The following is an 18,435-nucleotide window of genomic DNA, read 5'->3' as shown; positions in this document are numbered from 1 at the left end:
CAGGCGAAGCAACCGCTCCACCGGAAAGAGGCACTCTTCGTGCGCAAGAACATCAAGCTCACCGCCGGCATCGCCGCCACCGCCGCCCTCGCCCTCGGCCTGACCGCCTGCGGCACCTCCTCCGACCCGTCCTCCGCCAAGGACGCGGCCGGCTCCGCCGACAAGCCGCTCGTCGTCGCCGCGTCCCCGACGCCGCACGCCGACATCCTCAACTTCGTCAAGGACAAGCTGGCCGCCAAGGAGGGCCTGAAGCTGGAGGTGAAGGAGTTCACGGACTACGTCCTGCCGAACACCGCCACCGAGTCCGGCCAGGTCGACGCCAACTTCTTCCAGCACAAGCCGTACCTCGACGACTTCAACCAGAAGAACGGCACCCACATCGTCCCCGTGGTGAACGTGCACCTGGAGCCGCTCGGCCTCTACTCCAAGAAGGTCACGTCGGTGAAGGACATCAAGGCCGGCCAGACCATCGCCGTCCCCAACGACACCACCAACGAGGGCCGCTCCCTCCACCTGCTCGCCGACAACGGGCTCATCACCCTCAAGGCGGGCGTCGGCACCGACGCCAAGCTCTCCGACATCACCGACAAGAAGGGCCTGGAGTTCAAGGAGCTGGAGGCCGCCACCGTGCCCCGTGCCCTGAACGACGTCGACGCCGCCGTCATCAACGGCAACTACGCCATCGAGGCGAAGCTCTCCCCGGCCAAGGACGCCCTCGCCCTGGAGAAGGCGGAGGGCAACCCCTACGCCAACTTCCTCGCCGTCAAGGCCGGCAACGAGAAGGACGCGCGCGTGCAGAAGCTCGTCAAGCTCCTCAACTCCCCCGAGGTGAAGAAGTACATCGAGGACACCTACAAGGGCTCGGTCGTCCCGGCCTTCGGCGCCCCCGCCAAGTAAGGCCCACGGCACGCCCCTTGGCGCCGTCCCCGTCCCGAAGGCCCCGCCCGCCCCGTACCGGCGCGCGGGGCCTTCGGGTTCACCCCGCGCATGCGCGCGACCACCGCATGCTGCATGCTGTGCGTTCACGGTCTTCACGTATGGAGCTGCGCATGAATACGACCTTCCCGTCCATCTCCATCAGCACGGACCGGTTGGTGCTGCGCGCGTTCGAAGAGGCCGACATCCCCGCGTTCGTCGAGATGATGAACGACGAACTCGTCGTCGCCTGGACCTCCGTACCGCACCCGTACACCCTCGCCGACGCCGAGGACTGGGTCCGCAGGATCGCTCCCGCGGAACGCACCGGAGGCCGCGGCATCGTCTTCGCCGTCACCGAGTTCCTCACCCAGCGCCTCGTCGGCATCGTCCACCTCCACGGCACCAACTGGCGCACCCGCGCCACCGAGGTCGCCTACGTCACCGCCCCCTGGGCCCGCGGCGAGGGCTACGCCACCGAATCCGTCCTCGCCGTCGCCCAGTGGCTCTTCGGCGACCGCGGCTTCGAGCGCCTCGAACTGCGCACCGCCGCCGACAACACCGCCTCCCAGCAGGTCGCCCAGAAGATCGGCTGCATCAGCGAAGGCGTGCTCCGCAACGCCTGGATAGCGCGCAGCCAGACCGAGAACGGCACCTGGACCGACATCCGCACCGACCTCATCGTGTGGAGCCTCCTCCCCGAGGACCTCGACGGCGACCAGATGGCCGAGGCTGGCCTCTCCACCTACGCCGACTGGAGCTAGGGCCTCCTTCCGGATCCCCCGGGCCGCGGCCCGATCCGAAAGACACGACCGGACCGGCCCCCGCAGGCGCGTCTCCCGGTAGGCTCGTCCCGCCCCCGACCTGCACACACTCCAGGAGACAGACACCCATGGCCGACCGGGTCACGGTGATCGGCTGGGACGGCTCGCCCCTCACCGAGGCGGCCCGGTCCGCCCTCGCCGCCGCCACCCTGGTGGCCGGCGCCGCCCACCACCTCGCCCTGCCCGAAGTGCCGGCCGGCGCCGAACGCATCCGCCTCGGCAGCGTCGACCTCGCCGCCCGCCGGATCGCCGGCCACCGCGGCACCGCCGTCGTCCTCGCCGACGGCGACCCCGGCTTCTTCGGCGTCGTCCGCACCCTGCGCGCCCCCGAACACGGCCTGGAGGTCGAGGTCGTCCCCGCCGTCTCCAGCGTCGCCGCCGCCTTCGCCCGGGCCGGCATGCCGTGGGACGACGCCCGCGTCGTCGTCGCCCACCAGCGCACCCTGCGCCGTGCCGTCAACATCTGCCGCGCCCACCCCAAGGTCGCCGTCCTCACCTCGCCCGGCGCCGGACCCGCCGAACTCGCCCTCCTCCTCGACGGCGTCCACCGCACCTTCGTCATCTGCGAGGAACTCGGCACCGACCGCGAACAGGTCACCGTCGTCACCTCCGACAAGGCCGCCGACCACGCCTGGCGCGACCCCAACGTCGTCCTTGTCATCGGCGGTATCGGCGCCGGCACCACCGGCGGCTGGCTCATGGGCCACGACACCCCCGCCGTACGCGGCTGGGCCCTGCCCGGCGAGGACACCGGAGGCCGCACCGGCCAGGACCCCACCCTGCGCGCCGCCCAACTCGCCCGGCTCGGCCCCCGCGACGGCGACCTCGTCTGGGACATCGGCTGCGCCGACGGCGCCTTCGCCGTCGACACCGCCCGCTTCGGCGCCGCCGTCATCGCCGTCGACACCGACCCCGATGCCTGCGCCCGCACCGAGGCCGCCGCCCGCGCCGCCGGACTCCACCTCCAGACCGTCACCGGGCGTGCCCCGCACGTCCTGGAGAGCCTGCCCGAACCCGATGTCGTACGCATCGGGGGCGGGGGAGTGCCCGTCGTCACCGCCTGCACCGACCGCAGGCCCGAACGGATCGTCACGCACGCGGCCACCCGCGACGAGGCCGAGGCGATCGGCGCCGCACTGGCCGACGGCGGCTACGCCGTGGAGTGCGCGCTGCTGCAGACGGTCGGCCTCGATCCGGCCGAATGGACCGAGCGCGACCGCTCCGTGGTCTTCCTCCTGTCCGGCGACCGGACGGATGCTCCCCGTGATCGCGGGGCCCGCCGGGGAAGGTAGGCTGGCCGATTGTTGTACCGCACCCGGACGTTCGGCGAAGGTCCCGGGCCAGGGGCCTTCTCGGACCTCTCACATGGTGCGGAGCGACGGGGGCGGCGCGACGTGGCGCAGTCCACAGCCAAGCGTGGCGGATCCGCCTGCCAGGATGGCCGAAGGCCGCGACAATGCATGGGTGTCCGCGCGTCCTTCGTGCCGCGCGGCGCGCGAGCTCGTTGTTGTCGACGGGCGAAGGTCTGAAGGAGCACAACCGATGGGCGAGGGGTACGCAGCATGACGGACACCGGCCAGGTCCCGGCTGAGGGGCTGCCGGAGAACGCAGGCACGGTCGAGCAGCCGGGCATCCCCGCCCCGGGCGCGTACACCTACCTGGACCCCTCCGAGAACGCAGCCGAGGACGACGAGATTCTCCTGATGCCGGGCGCCCAGGGCGCCTGGAGCGAGCTGCAGCCGGGCGTCGTGCCCGCGCCGCCGGTCGCCGTGCCGGCCCCGGCCGAGTTCGTCGACCCGCTGACCGCCCCCATCGAGCAGGTCACCGCCACCCCGCCGCAGGGCGTGCCGGTGCCGCCGCAGGCGACGCCGGCCCACGGCGTGCCGCACGAGCCCATGGTCACCGAACACGGCTACGAGCCCGGCATCCTCGACACCGGCTCCGTCGACCTCGGCGGCGTCCGGATGCCCGCCCCGGCGACCCCGACCCCGCCGCCCGGCCGCCGCCCGCTGCACATGGGCCCGCCCGTGCCGCCGGACGCCACCGGAGGCGTGGTGCGCTCCCTCGCCGACCGCGGCCCGGCCGCCACCCCCGTGGCGCCGCAGCCCGCCGCCGCGCCCGTCGCGGCCCCGGTCGCCGCCACGACGCCCGCGCCGGAGCCGGTACGGACCCCGGGCCCGCCGACCATCGGCCCCGAGTACCTGGACGTGCCGCCGCAGGACCAGCAGATGGCCCCGCAGGGCGCCGTGCCGTGGACCGCGCAGCCGCAGGAGGCCCAGCCGCAGGCCGCCGCCCCGGCGGAAGCGGTCGCCCCGCAGGCCGTCCAGTTCGTCCCGGTCGAGGGCTCCGTCCCGACCGCCCCGCACCTGGCCCCGACTCCCTCGCCGGAGCCGGTCCTCCCGGTCCAGGAGCCGCAGCCTCAGCCCGAGGCGCCCGCCGCCGTCGTCGCCGAAGCGGCGGCCGTGGAGCCCGTGGCCGTCGTCGCCGAGCCCGTCGTGGTGGAGCCCCCGGCCGCCGAGGCGCCCGTCGCGGAGCCGGTCGTCGTCGAGCCCCAGGAGACCCCGCTGGTCCCCGCCCCGCGCGAGGCCGAACCGGAGCAGCAGCCCGAGGCGCCCGTCGCGGCCGAGCCCGTGGTGGCCGAGCCGGTCGTGGTGGCGGAGCCGCAGCCCGTGCCCGTCGCCGTACCCCAGGAGGGGCAAGTCCCGGCCCCCGCCGAGGAGAACCCGGTCCTCGCCGAGGCGCAGTCGCAGGCGGCCGCGCCGGAGCCCCCGGTCGTACCGGCGCCCGAGGCGCCGGTCGCGGAGGCCTCGGCCGAGACCCCCGCCGCGGAGCCCGAGGCCTTCGTCGAGGCCGCCCCTGAACCCCTGCCCGAGCCGGTCGCGGAGGCGCCCGCAGAGGCGTCTGCCGAGCCGGAACTTCCGGTCGAGGCCGAGCCCGAGGCCGAGACCGAGACCCCCGCGGCCCCCGAGGCCGAGATCCAGACGGAAGCCGCAGCCGAGGCCGCCGAGGAAGTGGCACCGGCGCATCCGGAACCGGTTGGCGAGCGCGCCCCCGGCTACGACGAGGCCGAGCGCGACGCCGTGCTCCGCGTGATGCGCGAGCGCCGCGACATCCGCAACGGCTTCCGCCCGGACCCCATCCCGCACGAGGTACTGCTCCGCGTCCTCGAAGCCGCGCACACGGCACCGTCGGTGGGCCACTCGCAGCCCTGGGACTTCGTCGTCATCCGCAGCGCGGAGACCCGCCGCACGATGCACGAGCTGGCCCAGACGCAGCGCGACGCGTACGCCAAGTCGCTGCCCAAGGGCCGGGCGAAGCAGTTCAAGGAACTGAAGATCGAGGCCATCCTCGACACCCCGGTCAACATCGTGGTGACCGCCGACCCGACCCGCGGCGGCCGGCACACCCTCGGCCGCTACACGCAGCCGCAGATGGCCCCGTACTCCTCGGCCCTCGCCGTCGAGAACCTGTGGCTCGCCGCCCGCGCCGAGGGCCTCGGCGTCGGCTGGGTCAGCTTCTTCGACGAGCGCGAGATGGTCCGCGCCCTCGGCCTGCCCGAGCACCTCGAAGTGGTCGCGTACCTCTGCGTCGGATACGTGGACGAGTTCCCGGAGGAGCCGGAGCTGATGCAGGCGGGCTGGTCCAAGCGCCGCCCGCTGTCCTGGGTCGTCCACGAGGAGACGTACGGCCGCCGCGCGCTGCCCGGCGAGGAGCCGCACGACCTGCTCCAGGAGACCGTCGCCAACATCCGCCCGCTGGACGCCAAGGCGCTCGGCGAGGCCTGGGAGCGCCAGAAGCGGATGACGAAGCCCGCCGGGGCGCTCGGCATGCTGGAGATCATCTCCGCGCAGCTCTGCGGCCTGTCCCGGGTCTGCCCGCCGCCGATCCCCGAGCCCGCCGCCGTGGCGATCTTCGCCGGCGACCACGGGGTGCACGCCCAGGGCGTCACCGCCTGGCCCCAGGAGGTGACCGGCCAGATGGTCGCGAACTTCCTCGGCGGCGGCGCGGTCTGCAACGCCTTCGCCAACCAGGTGGGCGCCGAGGTCTGCGTCATCGACGTCGGCGTGGCCTCCGACCTGCCCTCCACGCCCGGTCTTCTCCCGCGCAAGGTCAAGGCCGGCACCGCCGACTTCACCATCGGCCAGGCCATGACCCGCGAAGAGGCGATCGCGGCGATCGAGGTGGGCATCGAGACCGCCCGCGACCTCGTGGCCGCCGGCAACAAGGCGCTGCTCACCGGTGAGATGGGCATCGCGAACACCACCGCGTCCGCCGCGCTCATCTCGGTCTACACCGGCGTCGACCCGGTCGAGGTCACCGGCCGCGGCACCGGCATCAACGACGAGATGCACGCCCGCAAGGTGGACGTGGTCCGGCGCGCGCTCGACCTCCACAAGCCGGACCCGGCGGACCCGATCGGCGTCCTGGCGGCCGTCGGCGGCCTGGAGCACGCGGCGCTCGTCGGCCTGATCCTGGGCGCGGCCTCGCTCCGTACCCCGGTGATCCTCGACGGCGTCTCCACCGGCGCGGCGGCCCTCGTCGCCCGCGCGATCGCGCCCGAGTCGCTGGCGGCCTGCATCGCGGGCCACCGCAGCGCCGAGCCGGGCCATGTCGCGGCCCTCAACAAGCTGGGCCTGCGCCCGCTGGTCGACCTGGACCTGCGCCTCGGCGAGGGCACCGGCGCGCTGCTCGCCCTCCCCATCGTCCAGAGCGCGGCGCGGGCGATGCACGAGGTGGCGACCTTCGACTCGGCGGGCGTCACCGAGAAGTAGCAGCGGGGTCCGCACGCCCCCCACTGTCCACGGACGGGAGTGGGGGACGTGCGGGGTCCCGACGTTCGGGACGTAAAGCGTGATTTGTGGCGCGGAACGAGGACGTTCCGCGCTGGTCGGACCTGACCGCGCCGTAAATCATGCAGTCCCGAATGCGGTGCCCGGAACGTCCCGCACGCCCCCTCCCACCGACGCGAGGGACATCGATCACAGCGAGAGACCCGCAGGTCACCGATATCGTGAGGTGCCAACAGCACCGCCCCTCCAGAGGAGCCGCCCGCACCATGGCCGACCACGCCGAGCACCCCGCCTACCCCGTCGGACTGCGCCTCGCCGGCCGCCGCGTCGTCGTGTTCGGCGGTGGCCAGGTGGCGCAGCGCCGGCTGCCCGCCCTGATCGCGGCGGGCGCGCGGGTCACCCTGATCTCACCGTCCGCGACCCCGTCCGTGGACGCGATGGCCGAGACGGGCGAGATCACCTGGATCAAGCGCCGTTACGAGGAGGGTGACCTCGCCGACGCGTGGTACGCCCTGGTCGCCACCACGGACCCGGTGGCGAACGCCGCCATCTCCGCCGAGGCCGAACGCACGAAGACCTGGTGCGTGCGCTCCGACGACGCCGAGGCGGCCACCGCCTGGACCCCGGCGACCGGCCACAGCGAGGGCGTGACGGTCGCGGTGCTGACCGGCCACGACCCGCGCCGCTCGGCCGCCGTGCGGGACGCGATCGTGGAGGGCCTGCGCGACGGCTCCCTCGCGGCGCCCGCGCGCCGCGCCCGTACCCCCTTCGTCGCGCTGGTCGGCGGCGGCCCGGGCGACCCGGACCTGATCACGGTCCGCGGCCGCCGGCTCCTCGCGGAGGCGGACGTGGTCATCGCGGACCGGCTCGGCCCGCGCGACCTGCTCTCCGAACTGCCGCCGCACGTCGAGGTGATCGACGCGGCGAAGATCCCGTACGGCCGGTTCATGGCCCAGGAGGCCATCAACAACGCGCTGATCGAGCACGCCAAGCAGGGCAAGTCCGTCGTCCGTCTCAAGGGCGGCGACCCGTTCGTCTTCGGCCGCGGCATGGAGGAGGCCCAGGCGCTGGCCGCCGAGGGCATCGCCTGCACCGTGGTCCCGGGCATCTCCAGCTCGATCTCGGTCCCGGGCGCGGCTGGCATCCCGGTCACCCACCGCGGGGTGGCCCACGAGTTCACGGTGGTCAGCGGCCATGTGGCGCCGGACGACCCGCGCTCCCTCGTCGACTGGGCGTCGCTGGCGCGGCTCACCGGAACGCTGGTCATCCTCATGGGCGTCGACAAGATCGGCAAGATCGCGGAGGCGCTGATGGCGAACGGCAAGGCGCCCGACACCCCGCTGGCCCTGATCCAGGAGGGCACCACGGCCACCCAGCGCCGGGTGGACGCGACGCTGGCGACGGTCGCCGAGACCGTCACGGCGCAGGACGTGCGCCCGCCGGCCGTCATCGTCATCGGCGAGGTGGTCCACGAGTCCCCGGCCAAGAGCCCGACGGCCAAGCCGACCCACTGAGCCGTCCGAGCCCACCCGAGCCCACCCAGGCGTACCCGGAGTAACCCGGTGACGCCCACCCCACCCGCACGCATTGGCACCACCCACCGGACAAGGCAGTATCACCCCGTGGCCGAACTCATCACGATCGACGACCCCGACGACCCGCGCCTGCGCGACTACACCGGACTGACCGACGTCGAGCTGCGACGCAGACGCGAACCGGCCGAGGGACTGTTCATCGCCGAGGGCGAGAAGGTGATCCGCCGCGCCAAGGACGCCGGCTACGAGATGCGCTCGATGCTGCTCTCCGCCAAGTGGGTCGACGTCATGCGCGACGTCATCGACGAACTCCCGGCCCCGGTGTACGCGGTGAGCCCGGACCTCGCCGAACGCGTCACCGGCTACCACGTGCACCGCGGCGCGCTCGCCTCGATGCAGCGCAAGCCGCTGCCCACCGCGTCGGACCTGCTGACGACGGCCCGCCGGGTCGCGGTGATGGAGGCGGTGAACGACCACACCAACATCGGCGCGATCTTCCGCAGCGCCGCCGCGCTCGGCATGGACGCGGTGCTGCTCTCGCCGGACTGCGCGGACCCGCTGTACCGCCGGTCGGTGAAGGTGTCGATGGGCGCGGTGTTCTCGGTGCCGTACGCGCGTCTGGACACCTGGCCGCGCGGTCTGGAGGCGGTACGGGAGGCGGGCTTCAAGCTGCTCGCGCTGACCCCGGCGGACCGTGCGGCGTCGATCGACGAGGCCGCCCCGCACAAGCTGGACCGGGTGGCCCTGATGCTGGGCGCGGAGGGCGAGGGCCTGTCGACGCAGGCGCTGCGCGCGGCGGACGAGTGGGTCCGCATCCCGATGGCGCACGGTGTGGACTCGCTGAACGTGGGCGCGGCGGCGGCCGTCGCGTTCTACGCGGTGACGAGCGGCCGCCCGCAGCCGTAGGCCCCGAGCGGCAGGCCCCGAGCCCCGCGTAGCAAGCCCCGCGCAGCAACCCCCAAGCCCGAACCCCCGAACCCCCGGGGGACCCTCGGGCCCGGGGTTTTCAGCCCTGGAGCGCCTGCGCGGCCGCGATCCCGAGCGCCACCACCAGCGTGACGACCACGAACACGAACAGGCGCTGGCGCAGCAGCCGCGGGTTCGCCGGGCGGCGCCCGGTGGAGGTGTTTCGGGCCCCGGGCCGCGTGCCCGGCCGGGTGCCGGGCCGGGACTGGGTGTTACGTGCGCCCGTGCCCGCGCCCGTACGGGAGGAGTTCGGCCGGGACGCGGACGGCCGGGCGGTGTTCGGCCGGGACGCCGAGGCACCCGGACCGCCGCCCGTCTCGCCGCCGCGGTCGGCGGACCGCTCGGTCGTGCGCTCGGTGTACCGCTCGGTGGGCCGGACGGGGCTGCGCTCCTCGGACCGCTCGCGCTGGCCGGGCGGCCGGGCGGCGGCGGGCAGGCCCTGCGCTTCGCGCGCCGCGATCTCCTTGAGCCGCATGGACAGCTGGAGGGTGCTGGGCCGCTCCTCCGGGTCCTTGGCGAGGCAGGCCCGCACCAGGGGCGCGAGCGCGTCCGGTACGCCGTGCAGCTGCGGCTCCTCGTGCACGACCCGGTAGAGCATGACCTCGGAGCTGCCGTGGCCGAACGGGGAGTCGCCCATCGCCGCGTACGCGAGGGTGGCGCCGAGCGAGAAGACGTCGGTCGCGGCGGTGACCGGTGCGCCCCGTACCTGCTCGGGCGCGAGGAAGCCGGGGGAGCCGACGGCGGTGCCGACATGGGTGAGGGTGCTGGCGCCGGTGGCCCAGGCGATCCCGAAGTCGATGATCCGGGGGCCCTTGGGTGAGAGCAGGATGTTGGACGGCTTGAGGTCGCGGTGGACGACACCGGCCTCGTGGACGGCGACCAGACCCTCGGAGAGCGCGGCGCCGATCGCGGCCACATCGGAGGCCCGCAGTGGACCCTCCTCGGCGACCCGGTCGTGCAGCGAGGGCCCGGGGACGTACTGGGTGGCGAACCAGGGGCGCTCGGCCTCCAGGTCGGCGGCGACGAGCCGGGCGGTGCAGCCGCCGCGGATCCGTCGCGCGGCGGACACCTCGCGGGCGAACCGGGAGCGGAACTCCTGGTCCTCGGCCAAGTCGGGCCGGATCACCTTGAGCGCCACGCGCTGCCCGCGCCGGTCCGAGCCGAGGTACACGACCCCCATCCCGCCGGCGCCCAGCCGGCGGTGCAGCCGGAACGACCCGACGATCCGCGGGTCCTCGCGCCGGAGCCGCATCATCGCCATGTCCGTCCCCTCGTCCGTTCGACGTGGCACAGCTTACGTACCCCTGCCCCGGCCCGCTCACAGGCCGCGCCCTCCGGTTCGCATCGATTGTCAGTGCTGAGGGGGACAATTGAGGCGGGGTCAGCCGTGCCACTCGCCAACACTCCCTCCTATCAAGGACGTTGGCCTCTTGACGCGCCGACACCCCGGCGCTCCCCGGCAAACGTGGGTGACGTCACACCCGCCCCGTCGGCGCCCGGCGGACACCTTCCCGCCTTGTGCCGGCCATGTCCCGGCCATCCGCCCGTCACTCCCGGGGCCCGCTCCGGGCGTCCCCTCCGGGAAGTCCCCCACTCCGGACCGTCCGTCTCCACCCAGGGGAGTACGCCGTTCGGAGTGCCGTCATCCTCCGGGAGGCCCGGAAGCCGGTACGCGGGCATGACGCCCCGGGGCCGCCCGCTGCCCAGAATGGTTGTCGAGCGGCGGGTGCAGCACTCGTCCCCCGAGGTCACCGCACCCGCCGCGTCCGACACGACAGGAGAGGAACCATGGCATTCCCGGCCCCGCGGATGAACCCCCGCCCTTCGAGCCGGCGTCACCCGCTGGTGGCGACCGCCATGGTCCTCCCTCTCGCGGCCCTGCTCGTGGTCGTCTTCGGCGGCTGGGACGCAGTGGTCACACAGGCGTCGTCCGTGGGCGTGATGCTGGGGCGCTGAGCGGCGCCCCGGACCCGGGAGAGCGGCCCGGGTCGGGGACATCCGGCCTACCAGCCCCGTGGGGACGGGGGTGCGGCGGACGGCAGCGTGCGGCCGGTCAGCTGGGGAGCTGACCGGCCCTCGCGCTTTCCCGGGGCCCTGCGCGGCTCCCGGTCGGCCGGGGGCACTGACGACCTCGCGCTTTCTCGGGAGCCGCGGCCGCCGCGTGGCCGACGGGGACAACAGGCGCCTGGCCAGGTGAGGCGCGCAGCGTGTGCCCCGGTCAGGCCGGGAGCTGACCGGCCACCGTGCTTCCCGCGCCCCGCGGCCCCTGAAGATGCCCAGGGCGCTCGGCTCCCGCGCTTTCCCCGGGCCGGCGGCCGCCGCGTAGGCTCCCCGCGTGGACGACACCGCTCTGCTGCAGCTGCACGACCTCGCCCGCGCCGCCGCGCATCCGGGCGAGCCCGCCGGTGTGCCCTGCCCGTGCCGGGCCGGGCTGCTCGCGGACCGGGCCGACGGGACCGTCGTACGGCACGGGCGTCTCGTCCTCAAGGCGCACGGCGCCGACGGCGACCCGGCCGCCCTGCGCGCGCGGATATCCGTCGCCGCCCTGCCGGCCCTCGAAGGGATCCTGCTGCCGCCGTTGCCCGAGCCGCCCGAGTCGCCAGCGGCGGCCCGCCGCTCGCTGAGCCTCTGGCCGTACGGCACTCCCGTCGACCCCGAGGACCCCGGCGCCGCCCCCTGGGAGGCGGCCGGACGGCTGCTCGCCGGGCTGCACCGGAGCCCCGCCCCGCCCGGCACCCCACCGATGCGGGCACCCCTCAAGGTGTCCCTCGCGGTGGACCGGATGTGCCAGGCCGCGCCCGACCACCCGGCGACCCCCGTGGTGCTGCGCGCCTGGGCCACCGTCCCGGCCGTCCCGGCCCCGGACGCGGCCCTGCCGTCCGCGCTGTGCCACGGCGACTTCCACCTCGGGCAGCTCGTACGCCTGGGGGAGCCCGGCCGAGACCCCCGCTGGCGGCTCATCGACGTGGACGACCTCGGACTCGGGGACCCGGCCTGGGACCTGGCCCGCCCGGCGGCCTGGTTCGCGGCCGGGCTGCTGTCACCGGAGGTGTGGTCGCGATTCCTCGGCGCGTACGAGGCGGCCGGCGGCCCCGCCACCCGCGGCCCCGCCACCCGAGCCCCCGACCCGTGGGCGCGCCTCGACGTCCCGGCCCGCGCGCTCACCGTGCAGACCGCCGCGCTCGCCGTCGCCAAGTCCACCGCCGAGGGGCGCCCGCTGGACGAGGTGGAGGACGTGATGATCGACACCTGCGCCCGAATCGGTTCGCTCCGAACCGAGTTGCCGCCGGCGGCGTCCACGTAATGTGAGAGCACCATTCGAACGGCAGGGAGTTGAGTCCGCATGCAGTGTCCCAAGTGCCACGCGCCCATGCACACGTACAACCGCAACGGCATCCAGATCGAGCAGTGCAGCGGCTGCCGCGGCATCTTCCTGGACTACGGCGAGCTGGAGGCCCTGACCCGCCTGGAGTCCCAGTGGGCCCAGCAGGCCCCGCCGCCGCAGGCCTACCCGGCGCAGCCCGCCGCCCCGGCCTGGGGCGCCCCGCACCACGGCGGTCACGGCGGTCACCACGGGCACCACGGCCACCGCGGTTTCGGCCGGATGCTGTTCTCCTCCTGACGTCTCCTCCTGACGCCGGGCGCAGGCCCCTCCGGGGGCCCGCCCGTACGCCACACGCATGCAGAAGCCCCCGGTCGCTGTCGCGGCCGGGGGCTTCATGGCTGGTGCGCGATACTGGGATTGAACCAGTGACCTCTTCCGTGTCAGGGAAGCGCTCTCCCGCTGAGCTAATCGCGCGGGTGACCCGAAGGTCCGGGACCCGAAGGTCCAGTGCGCGATACTGGGATTGAACCAGTGACCTCTTCCGTGTCAGGGAAGCGCTCTCCCGCTGAGCTAATCGCGCGGGGGATCCGAAGATCCGGGACCCGAAGGTCCAGTGGACGATACTGGGATTGAACCAGTGACCTCTTCCGTGTCAGGGAAGCGCTCTCCCGCTGAGCTAATCGTCCTTGGAGGTGGAGACGGGATTTGAACCCGTGTAGACGGCTTTGCAGGCCGTTGCCTCGCCTCTCGGCCACTCCACCAGGAGTGTGATTCGGGGGTTCGGGAAGATCCCCCACATCGAGCGGACGACGAGATTCGAACTCGCGACCCTCACCTTGGCAAGGTGATGCTCTACCAACTGAGCCACGTCCGCTTGTCGTTTCCGTTTCGCTTGCGCGTCCCGGCGACGTGTTGAACTCTAGCGGATTCCTGGGCCAGTACAAAAACGCGTTTCCGCAGCGTGCTGACCTGCACCCCCGCGAGGGCGTCCGGGAGCGTTCGGACACCGTTCACTCCATGTGTCCCCGGGGTGGCTCCCAGCGCCCCCTCCCGCCTCACCAGCCGCTCCCTTCGCGCAGGCCCCGCGCACCTCCGGCCGCCCTCCTCCCCCCGCCCTAGACTCGCTGTGTGCACCCCCTTGCTCCCCTGGCCCGCTTCGGCGGCCTTCTCGCCACCGACCTCCGGGACGTCACCCACGACCCCGAGGCCCTGGACTCCTCCGGTTTCTGGGCGGTCGTCGCGGACTTCGAGGGACGGCTGACCTGCGCGCGCTTCGGCGACGTGCGGCCCGACCCGGTGCCCGCGCCCGTGCCGGGCGCCTGGCGCGGACCGGCGGCCGGCGACTGGACGTCCTCGCTCGACCGCGCCGCGTACACCGCGGGCGTGCGCCGCATCCGCGAACACATCGCGCGCGGCGAGGTCTACCAGGCGAACCTCTGCCGCGTGATGTCCGCGCCGCTGCCCGACCCGGCCGCCGCCGACGCCGACGCGCTCACCGCGCTGCTCGCCCGCGGCAACCCCGCCCCGTACGCCGGCACCGTCCGGCTGCCCGCGCACGGCGTGGAGATCGCCACCGCCTCGCCCGAGCTCTATCTGCGGCGCACCGGCACCGTCGTCGAGTCCGGCCCCATCAAGGGCACCGGGCGGACCGCCGAGGACCTCCTGGAGAAGGACCACGCCGAGAACGTGATGATCGTGGACCTGGTGCGCAACGACCTCGGCCGGGTCTGTGCCACCGGCTCCGTCACCGTGCCCGAGCTGTGCGCCGTCGAGCCGCACCCCGGCCTGGTCCATCTGGTCTCCACCGTCCGCGGCGAACTGCGCGACGGCGCCGGCTGGCGCGAGCTGCTCTCCGCCACCTTCCCGCCCGGTTCCGTGACCGGCGCCCCCAAGTCCAGCGCGCTGCGGATCATCGAGGCCCTGGAGACCGTCCCGCGCGGCCCCTACTGCGGCGGCATCGGCTGGGTCGACGCCGACCGGCGCACCGCCGAGCTGGCCGTCGGCATCCGCACCTTCTGGATCGACCGCGCCGAGGGCGTCCTGCGCTTCGGCACCGGCGCCGGGATCACATGGGGCTCCGACCCCGAGCGCGAGTGGGCCGAGACCGAGCTCAAGGCCGACCGCCTGGTCGCGATAGCGTCAGGCGCCTACGAGTCGACCGACGACGAGTCGACCGACCACGAGGCGACGGACGACGAGGCGACGGGAAAGGCCATATCGCGATGAAACTGTGGGTCAACGGCGCGCTGCACGACGCCGAGAGCGCGCGGGTCTCGGTCCTCGACCACGGGCTGACCGTCGGCGACGGCATCTTCGAGACGGTCAAGGCCGAGCGCGGCGAAACGTTTGCCCTCACCCTCCACCTGGAGCGGCTGACCCGCTCGGCCCGCGGCCTCGGCCTGCCCGACCCCGACCTCGACGAGGTCCGCCGCGCTGTCGCCGCGGTCCTGGAGGCCAACCCGATGGAGCTCGGCCGCCTCCGCATCACGTACACCGGCGGGCTCTCCCCGCTCGGCTCCGAGCGCGGCGACGCCGGGCCCGGCCTGGTCGTGGCCCTCGGCGAGACCCGCCGCCGCCCGGACACCACCGCCGTGATCACGGTCCCCTGGGTCCGCAACGAGCGCGGCGCCCTCACCGGCCTCAAGACCACCTCGTACGCCGAGAACGTCGTGGCCCTCGCCCGGGCGCACGAGCGGGGCGCGTCCGAGGCGCTGTTCGCCAACACCGTGGGGCAGCTCTGCGAGGGCACCGGCTCCAACGTCTTCGTCGTGGTCGACGGCCGCGTCCTGACCCCGCCGGTGTCCTCCGGCTGCCTCGCCGGCATCACCCGCGCGCTGGCCGCCGAGTGGACCGGCGCGGAGGAGGTCGACCTGCCGCTCGACGTCCTGGAGAGCGCCGACGAGATCTTCCTGACCTCGACGCTGCGCGATGTGCAGGCCGTGCGGCGGGTGGACGACCGGGAGCTGTCCGGGGCGCCGGGGCCGGTCACGGCCAAGGCGATGCGGATCTTCGAGGAGCGGACGGCCCGGGACCGGGACCCGAAGCTGGGCTAGCCCCGGTGGGGTACCGGTTCCGTACAAAACCTGATGACGGGTGGGTCCGGCGCGGGTAGAACACCCGTGATGACCACCACCCTGCGGCCGTCCGAGCCGCTTCAGCAGTCCGCCGACGGCGGCCGTTCGCGCACCTACGACATCTGTGTGAACAGCCGCCGGGTCGGCTCCGTCCACCTCTCCACCGACCCCGGCTTCGGCGCCGCCTCGGGCGTGATCGACCGCCTCGGGGTCGACGAGCCGGACCGCCGGCGCGGCCGGGGCACGGTCGCGGCGCTCGCGGCCGAGGAAGTGCTGCGGAGCTGGGGCTGCGTCGAGGTGCAGATATCGGTGCCCGCGCAGGCCGCGGCCGCGCTGCGGATGGCCGGCTCGCTCGGCTACACCGAGCGCAGCCGGAACATGGTCAAGGCGCTGCCGGCCGAGCCGCCCGTGCTGCCGGAGGGCGTGGAGGTCCGGCCGATGACCGAGGCCGAGTTCGCCGTCTGGGAGGCGCGGGCCAAGGAAGCCTTCGCACGGAGCTGGACCGACCGGGGCGTCCCGGAGGACCAGGCCCGCGCCAAGGCCGAGGACAGCCACCGGAGGTACCTCCCGCAGGGCCTGGCCTCGCCCGGCGTCGCGCTCCACGTGGTCGTCGCGGACGGGCGGCCCGCCGGCCATCTGTGGACCGGCCGGATCGAGCTCGAACCGGGTCGGTGGGCGGCCTTCGTGTACGACATCGAGGTCGACGAGGCCCAGCGCGGGCGCGGCTACGGCCGGGCGCTGATGCAGCTCGCCGAGCGGGTCGCGCGGGAGGCCGGGGAGACCCGGATCGGACTGCACGTCTTCGCGGGCAACACCCCGGCGATCCGGCTGTACGAGTCGCTGGGCTATCGCACGACCTTCGTCAACAGCGCGAAGGAACTGCGCTGAGGCGGCTGTGAGACAGCTGTGAGACAGCTCTGAGGTCTCCCCGGCGGGGGACGGGGTCCGGCCAGGGGGCGGGGTCAGGCGCCGAGGAGGCGGTCGGCGATCTCCGTGATGCGCTCGCGCAGGCCGTCCTGGCTCTGGCCGCCGTCGAGGCGCTCGCCGCCGATGACGTACGTGGGGGTGCCGGTGACCTTGATCGCCTTGCCCTCGGCCTCGTCGGCGTCGACCGTCAGGAGGTGCCGGCCGTCGATCAGGGCCGTGTCGAACTCCTCGGCGTCCAGGCCCAGTTCCTTCGCCACCGCGAGCAGCACCGGCTCGCCGCGCTCGCCGAGCTCGGCCGTCCTGGCGAGCAGCGCCTCGGTGTACGGCCAGCCCTGGCCCTGGGCGAAGGCCTCCTCGGCGGCCTGGGCGGCGGCGTAGGCGTGCTTGTGCTTGGGCAGCGGGAAGTGCCGCAGCTGTACGTCGAGACGCTCGCCGTACGCGGCGCGCAGCGCGCGGACGTCGTCGAGGGCCTTGAAGCAGTCGGGGCACTGCAGGTCGAACCAGGCCTCCAGGACGACCGGGGCGGCGGCGGGGTTGGTGGACTCACTCATGGGAAGAGTCTCCCATCCGGTCCTCCCTGGGGGACGACCCGGAGATCTCCCTGATCCGGGGTCCGGGGCATGGCCCGGTGGGGCCGGTGCGGTGCAGGATGGAAGGGACGTATCACCCGGGACCAGGAGGATCGCATGCTTGCCGAGACCATTTGCTCCGCGGCGGCCGCGGCGGGCCTGGGCATCGCCGCGATCACGGCCTGGCGGAGGAAGTTCCTGACCGCGACCCGGATCGCGGCCTACTCACTGGTGCCGCTGGGTCTGGTGATGACGGGCGCCATCGACTGGCTCTTCGAGGCCCTGACGTTCAACCTGACCGTCTGGGCCGGCTTCGGCGTGCTCGGCCTCGCCTGGGTGCTGTTCATGACCTCGCGCGCGATCGAGCGGCGCAGGGCCGGGCGGGAGGTGACCGGTGGGGGAGCGGCCCCGGCGGCCGTGGCGCCCGCCGCCTCGGCGCCTTCGCTGGGGACGGGCAAGCCCGCGCGGGCCGCCAAGCCGCAGGCGAAGCCGGCGGACGAGGACTTCAGCGACATCGAGGCGATTCTGAAGAAGCACGGAATATGACCGGGATCCGACCGCAGTCCGACCGGTTCTGACACTTCTCGTTCCCGCGGGCCACGGGATGGGGTGAACACGGCCTGTCGCGGGGCGTTTGCGTGATCTTCGGGGCCGGCGGTGCTGCATCATCCCCCCGAGATGCTCGAGACCTCGGGGGACCCCGCCCCCGCTCCCGCCCCCACGTCCGCCGCGGCACCGGCCGTGCCCGCCGTTCCGGTCGCGGAGGAGCCGCGCGGCTGTCTGTTCGCGCTGTCCCAGCCGCCGCTGATGATCTTCCTCGCGGTGATCGGCGCGCTGCTGCTCATGGCCGCCGTCCATGATCTGTTCCTGTTGTGACCGCTCTCGCTGTGACCGTGCGGGCCGTGACCGTGCGGGCCGGGCCCGTGCCTGCCGCGACCGCGCCCGGGATCAGCCCGCGGCTTCCTTGCGGCGGGCCCGGTAGGCGGCCACGTGCAGACGGTTGCCGCAGGTGCGGCTGTCGCAGTAGCGGCGGGAGCGGTTGCGGGAGAGGTCGACGAAGGCCCGGCCGCAGTCCGGCGCCTCGCAGCGGCGCAGCCGCTCCTGTTCGCCCGCGACGACGATGAAGGCGAGCGCCATGCCGCAGTCGGCGCCGAGGTGGTCGGCGACCGAGGCGCCCGGCGCGAAGTAGTGGACGTGCCAGTCGTAGCCGTCGTGGTCGGTGAGCTGCGGCGTGGTGCCGGCGGCCGCGACCAGCTGGTTGATCAGGGTGGCGGCGATCCGGGCGTCGGGGGCGGAGAAGACGGCCGCGAACCGGTCGCGCACCTCGCGCACGGCGCGCAGGTCCGCCGCCCCGAGCTCGCCCACGTCGCTGATCTTGTGGGCGTGTACGAAGGACTGCAGCGCCGGGAGGTCTCCGAGCGCGTCGCCACGGTCGCCCTCCGGGGCGGTGTTCATCAGATCGACGACGGTGTCGAGGGCGATCCGGGTGTCGTGGGGGATCAGCACGTTT

At 73.9% G+C, this 18,435-nt stretch carries 17 protein-coding genes and 5 tRNA genes; 14 read left to right on the top strand and 8 right to left on the bottom strand.

Annotated elements, in window-relative coordinates; genetic code table 11:
• Positions 1-39: 39 nt before the first annotated feature.
• From AB0C73_RS21460 to AB0C73_RS21435, 6 genes are all read left to right on the top strand, one after another.
• The gene (locus AB0C73_RS21460; RefSeq protein WP_362532361.1) at positions 40-897 is read left to right on the top strand and encodes a MetQ/NlpA family ABC transporter substrate-binding protein; all 858 of its coding nucleotides are present in this window, start codon (positions 40-42) and stop codon (positions 895-897) included.
• Between the two features lie 140 nt (positions 898-1,037).
• Positions 1,038-1,679 (top strand): GNAT family N-acetyltransferase, encoded by a 642-nt coding sequence (locus AB0C73_RS21455; protein ID WP_362532358.1) that lies wholly within the window; start codon positions 1,038-1,040, stop codon positions 1,677-1,679.
• Positions 1,680-1,807: 128 nt separating this feature from the next.
• A complete protein-coding gene (cbiE, locus tag AB0C73_RS21450) occupies positions 1,808-3,031 on the top strand; it encodes a precorrin-6y C5,15-methyltransferase (decarboxylating) subunit CbiE (protein ID WP_362532355.1) in 1,224 nt (407 codons plus the stop codon).
• A gap of 270 nt (positions 3,032-3,301) precedes the next feature.
• Positions 3,302-6,511 (top strand): nicotinate-nucleotide--dimethylbenzimidazole phosphoribosyltransferase, encoded by a 3,210-nt coding sequence (gene cobT / locus AB0C73_RS21445; RefSeq protein ID WP_362532353.1) that lies wholly within the window; start codon positions 3,302-3,304, stop codon positions 6,509-6,511.
• Positions 6,512-6,795: 284 nt separating this feature from the next.
• Positions 6,796-8,043, top strand: a complete 1,248-nt coding sequence (gene cobA / locus AB0C73_RS21440) for a uroporphyrinogen-III C-methyltransferase (protein ID WP_362532351.1) — start codon at positions 6,796-6,798, stop codon at positions 8,041-8,043.
• Positions 8,044-8,151: 108 nt separating this feature from the next.
• On the top strand, positions 8,152-8,970 hold the full coding sequence (locus AB0C73_RS21435; RefSeq protein ID WP_362532349.1) for an RNA methyltransferase: 819 nt from the start codon (positions 8,152-8,154) through the stop codon (positions 8,968-8,970).
• A gap of 100 nt (positions 8,971-9,070) precedes the next feature.
• Here the strand turns inward: AB0C73_RS21435 and AB0C73_RS21430 are convergent, their stop codons facing one another.
• Positions 9,071-10,291, bottom strand: a complete 1,221-nt coding sequence (locus AB0C73_RS21430) for a protein kinase (RefSeq protein WP_362532346.1) — start codon at positions 10,289-10,291, stop codon at positions 9,071-9,073.
• Positions 10,292-10,818: 527 nt separating this feature from the next.
• Between AB0C73_RS21430 and AB0C73_RS21425 the strand changes: the two genes are divergently transcribed.
• From AB0C73_RS21425 to AB0C73_RS21415, 3 genes are all read left to right on the top strand, one after another.
• Positions 10,819-10,986 (top strand): hypothetical protein, encoded by a 168-nt coding sequence (locus AB0C73_RS21425; protein WP_362532343.1) that lies wholly within the window; start codon positions 10,819-10,821, stop codon positions 10,984-10,986.
• A gap of 379 nt (positions 10,987-11,365) precedes the next feature.
• Positions 11,366-12,334, top strand: a complete 969-nt coding sequence (locus tag AB0C73_RS21420) for an aminoglycoside phosphotransferase family protein (RefSeq protein ID WP_362532340.1) — start codon at positions 11,366-11,368, stop codon at positions 12,332-12,334.
• A 39-nt stretch (positions 12,335-12,373) separates the two neighbouring features.
• Entirely contained in the window at positions 12,374-12,652 is a 279-nt protein-coding gene (locus AB0C73_RS21415) for a zf-TFIIB domain-containing protein (RefSeq protein ID WP_362532338.1), read from the top strand.
• A 102-nt stretch (positions 12,653-12,754) separates the two neighbouring features.
• On the opposite strand, the gene AB0C73_RS21410 is transcribed toward AB0C73_RS21415, so the two are convergent.
• From AB0C73_RS21410 to AB0C73_RS21390, 5 genes are all read right to left on the bottom strand, one after another.
• Positions 12,755-12,829: transfer RNA gene (locus AB0C73_RS21410), tRNA-Val, on the bottom strand.
• 34 nt (positions 12,830-12,863) lie between these two features.
• Positions 12,864-12,935, bottom strand: a tRNA-Val gene (locus AB0C73_RS21405).
• A 34-nt stretch (positions 12,936-12,969) separates the two neighbouring features.
• Positions 12,970-13,041 (bottom strand) — tRNA-Val (locus tag AB0C73_RS21400).
• 1 nt (position 13,042) lies between these two features.
• Positions 13,043-13,116 (bottom strand) — tRNA-Cys (locus tag AB0C73_RS21395).
• Between the two features lie 40 nt (positions 13,117-13,156).
• Positions 13,157-13,229: transfer RNA gene (locus AB0C73_RS21390), tRNA-Gly, on the bottom strand.
• 254 nt (positions 13,230-13,483) lie between these two features.
• Between AB0C73_RS21390 and AB0C73_RS21385 the strand changes: the two genes are divergently transcribed.
• From AB0C73_RS21385 to AB0C73_RS21375, 3 genes are all read left to right on the top strand, one after another.
• Positions 13,484-14,581, top strand: coding sequence for a chorismate-binding protein (locus tag AB0C73_RS21385; protein ID WP_362532337.1), 1,098 nt, complete (start codon positions 13,484-13,486; stop codon positions 14,579-14,581).
• A complete protein-coding gene (locus AB0C73_RS21380; RefSeq protein ID WP_362532334.1) occupies positions 14,578-15,408 on the top strand; it encodes an aminodeoxychorismate lyase in 831 nt (276 codons plus the stop codon). The genes AB0C73_RS21385 and AB0C73_RS21380 overlap by 4 nt, the downstream gene beginning before the upstream one ends.
• A gap of 69 nt (positions 15,409-15,477) precedes the next feature.
• On the top strand, positions 15,478-16,317 hold the full coding sequence (locus tag AB0C73_RS21375; protein ID WP_362532332.1) for a GNAT family N-acetyltransferase: 840 nt from the start codon (positions 15,478-15,480) through the stop codon (positions 16,315-16,317).
• Positions 16,318-16,391: 74 nt separating this feature from the next.
• Here the strand turns inward: AB0C73_RS21375 and AB0C73_RS21370 are convergent, their stop codons facing one another.
• Complete coding sequence (locus AB0C73_RS21370) at positions 16,392-16,907, bottom strand: DsbA family protein (protein WP_362532329.1); 516 nt, start codon at positions 16,905-16,907, stop codon at positions 16,392-16,394.
• A gap of 135 nt (positions 16,908-17,042) precedes the next feature.
• Between AB0C73_RS21370 and AB0C73_RS21365 the strand changes: the two genes are divergently transcribed.
• Positions 17,043-17,471 carry a hypothetical protein gene (locus AB0C73_RS21365; protein ID WP_362532326.1) on the top strand — a complete coding sequence of 143 codons (429 nt, stop codon included), beginning with the start codon at positions 17,043-17,045 and terminating at the stop codon, positions 17,469-17,471.
• A 132-nt stretch (positions 17,472-17,603) separates the two neighbouring features.
• Positions 17,604-17,801 carry a hypothetical protein gene (locus AB0C73_RS21360; protein WP_362532323.1) on the top strand — a complete coding sequence of 66 codons (198 nt, stop codon included), beginning with the start codon at positions 17,604-17,606 and terminating at the stop codon, positions 17,799-17,801.
• 72 nt (positions 17,802-17,873) lie between these two features.
• On the opposite strand, the gene AB0C73_RS21355 is transcribed toward AB0C73_RS21360, so the two are convergent.
• Complete coding sequence (locus AB0C73_RS21355; protein ID WP_362532320.1) at positions 17,874-18,431, bottom strand: CGNR zinc finger domain-containing protein; 558 nt, start codon at positions 18,429-18,431, stop codon at positions 17,874-17,876.
• Positions 18,432-18,435: the final 4 nt, after the last annotated feature.

This window comes from Streptomyces sp. NPDC048623, from assembly GCF_040650755.1.
In the GTDB taxonomy this organism is placed as follows: Bacteria; Actinomycetota; Actinomycetes; order Streptomycetales; family Streptomycetaceae; genus Streptomyces.
The sequence above is the reverse complement of the archived record's forward strand: the minus strand, read 5'-3'. Positions and strand labels throughout refer to the sequence as shown.

Excerpts from the sequence above, each read along its gene's own strand:
- AB0C73_RS21425 (WP_362532343.1), top strand. The coding sequence starts at position 10,819 with ATGGCATTCCCGGCCCCGCGGATGAACCCCCGCCCTTCGAGCCGGCGT.
- AB0C73_RS21360 (WP_362532323.1), top strand. The coding sequence starts at position 17,604 with ATGCTCGAGACCTCGGGGGACCCCGCCCCCGCTCCCGCCCCCACGTCC.
- AB0C73_RS21370 (WP_362532329.1), bottom strand. The coding sequence starts at position 16,907 with ATGAGTGAGTCCACCAACCCCGCCGCCGCCCCGGTCGTCCTGGAGGCC.
- AB0C73_RS21375 (WP_362532332.1), top strand. The coding sequence starts at position 15,478 with ATGACCACCACCCTGCGGCCGTCCGAGCCGCTTCAGCAGTCCGCCGAC.
- cobT (WP_362532353.1), top strand. The coding sequence starts at position 3,302 with ATGACGGACACCGGCCAGGTCCCGGCTGAGGGGCTGCCGGAGAACGCA.
- cbiE (WP_362532355.1), top strand. The coding sequence starts at position 1,808 with ATGGCCGACCGGGTCACGGTGATCGGCTGGGACGGCTCGCCCCTCACC.
- AB0C73_RS21415 (WP_362532338.1), top strand. The coding sequence starts at position 12,374 with ATGCAGTGTCCCAAGTGCCACGCGCCCATGCACACGTACAACCGCAAC.
- AB0C73_RS21380 (WP_362532334.1), top strand. The coding sequence starts at position 14,578 with ATGAAACTGTGGGTCAACGGCGCGCTGCACGACGCCGAGAGCGCGCGG.
- cobA (WP_362532351.1), top strand. The coding sequence starts at position 6,796 with ATGGCCGACCACGCCGAGCACCCCGCCTACCCCGTCGGACTGCGCCTC.
- AB0C73_RS21365 (WP_362532326.1), top strand. The coding sequence starts at position 17,043 with ATGCTTGCCGAGACCATTTGCTCCGCGGCGGCCGCGGCGGGCCTGGGC.
- AB0C73_RS21430 (WP_362532346.1), bottom strand. The coding sequence starts at position 10,291 with ATGGCGATGATGCGGCTCCGGCGCGAGGACCCGCGGATCGTCGGGTCG.
- AB0C73_RS21455 (WP_362532358.1), top strand. The coding sequence starts at position 1,038 with ATGGAGCTGCGCATGAATACGACCTTCCCGTCCATCTCCATCAGCACG.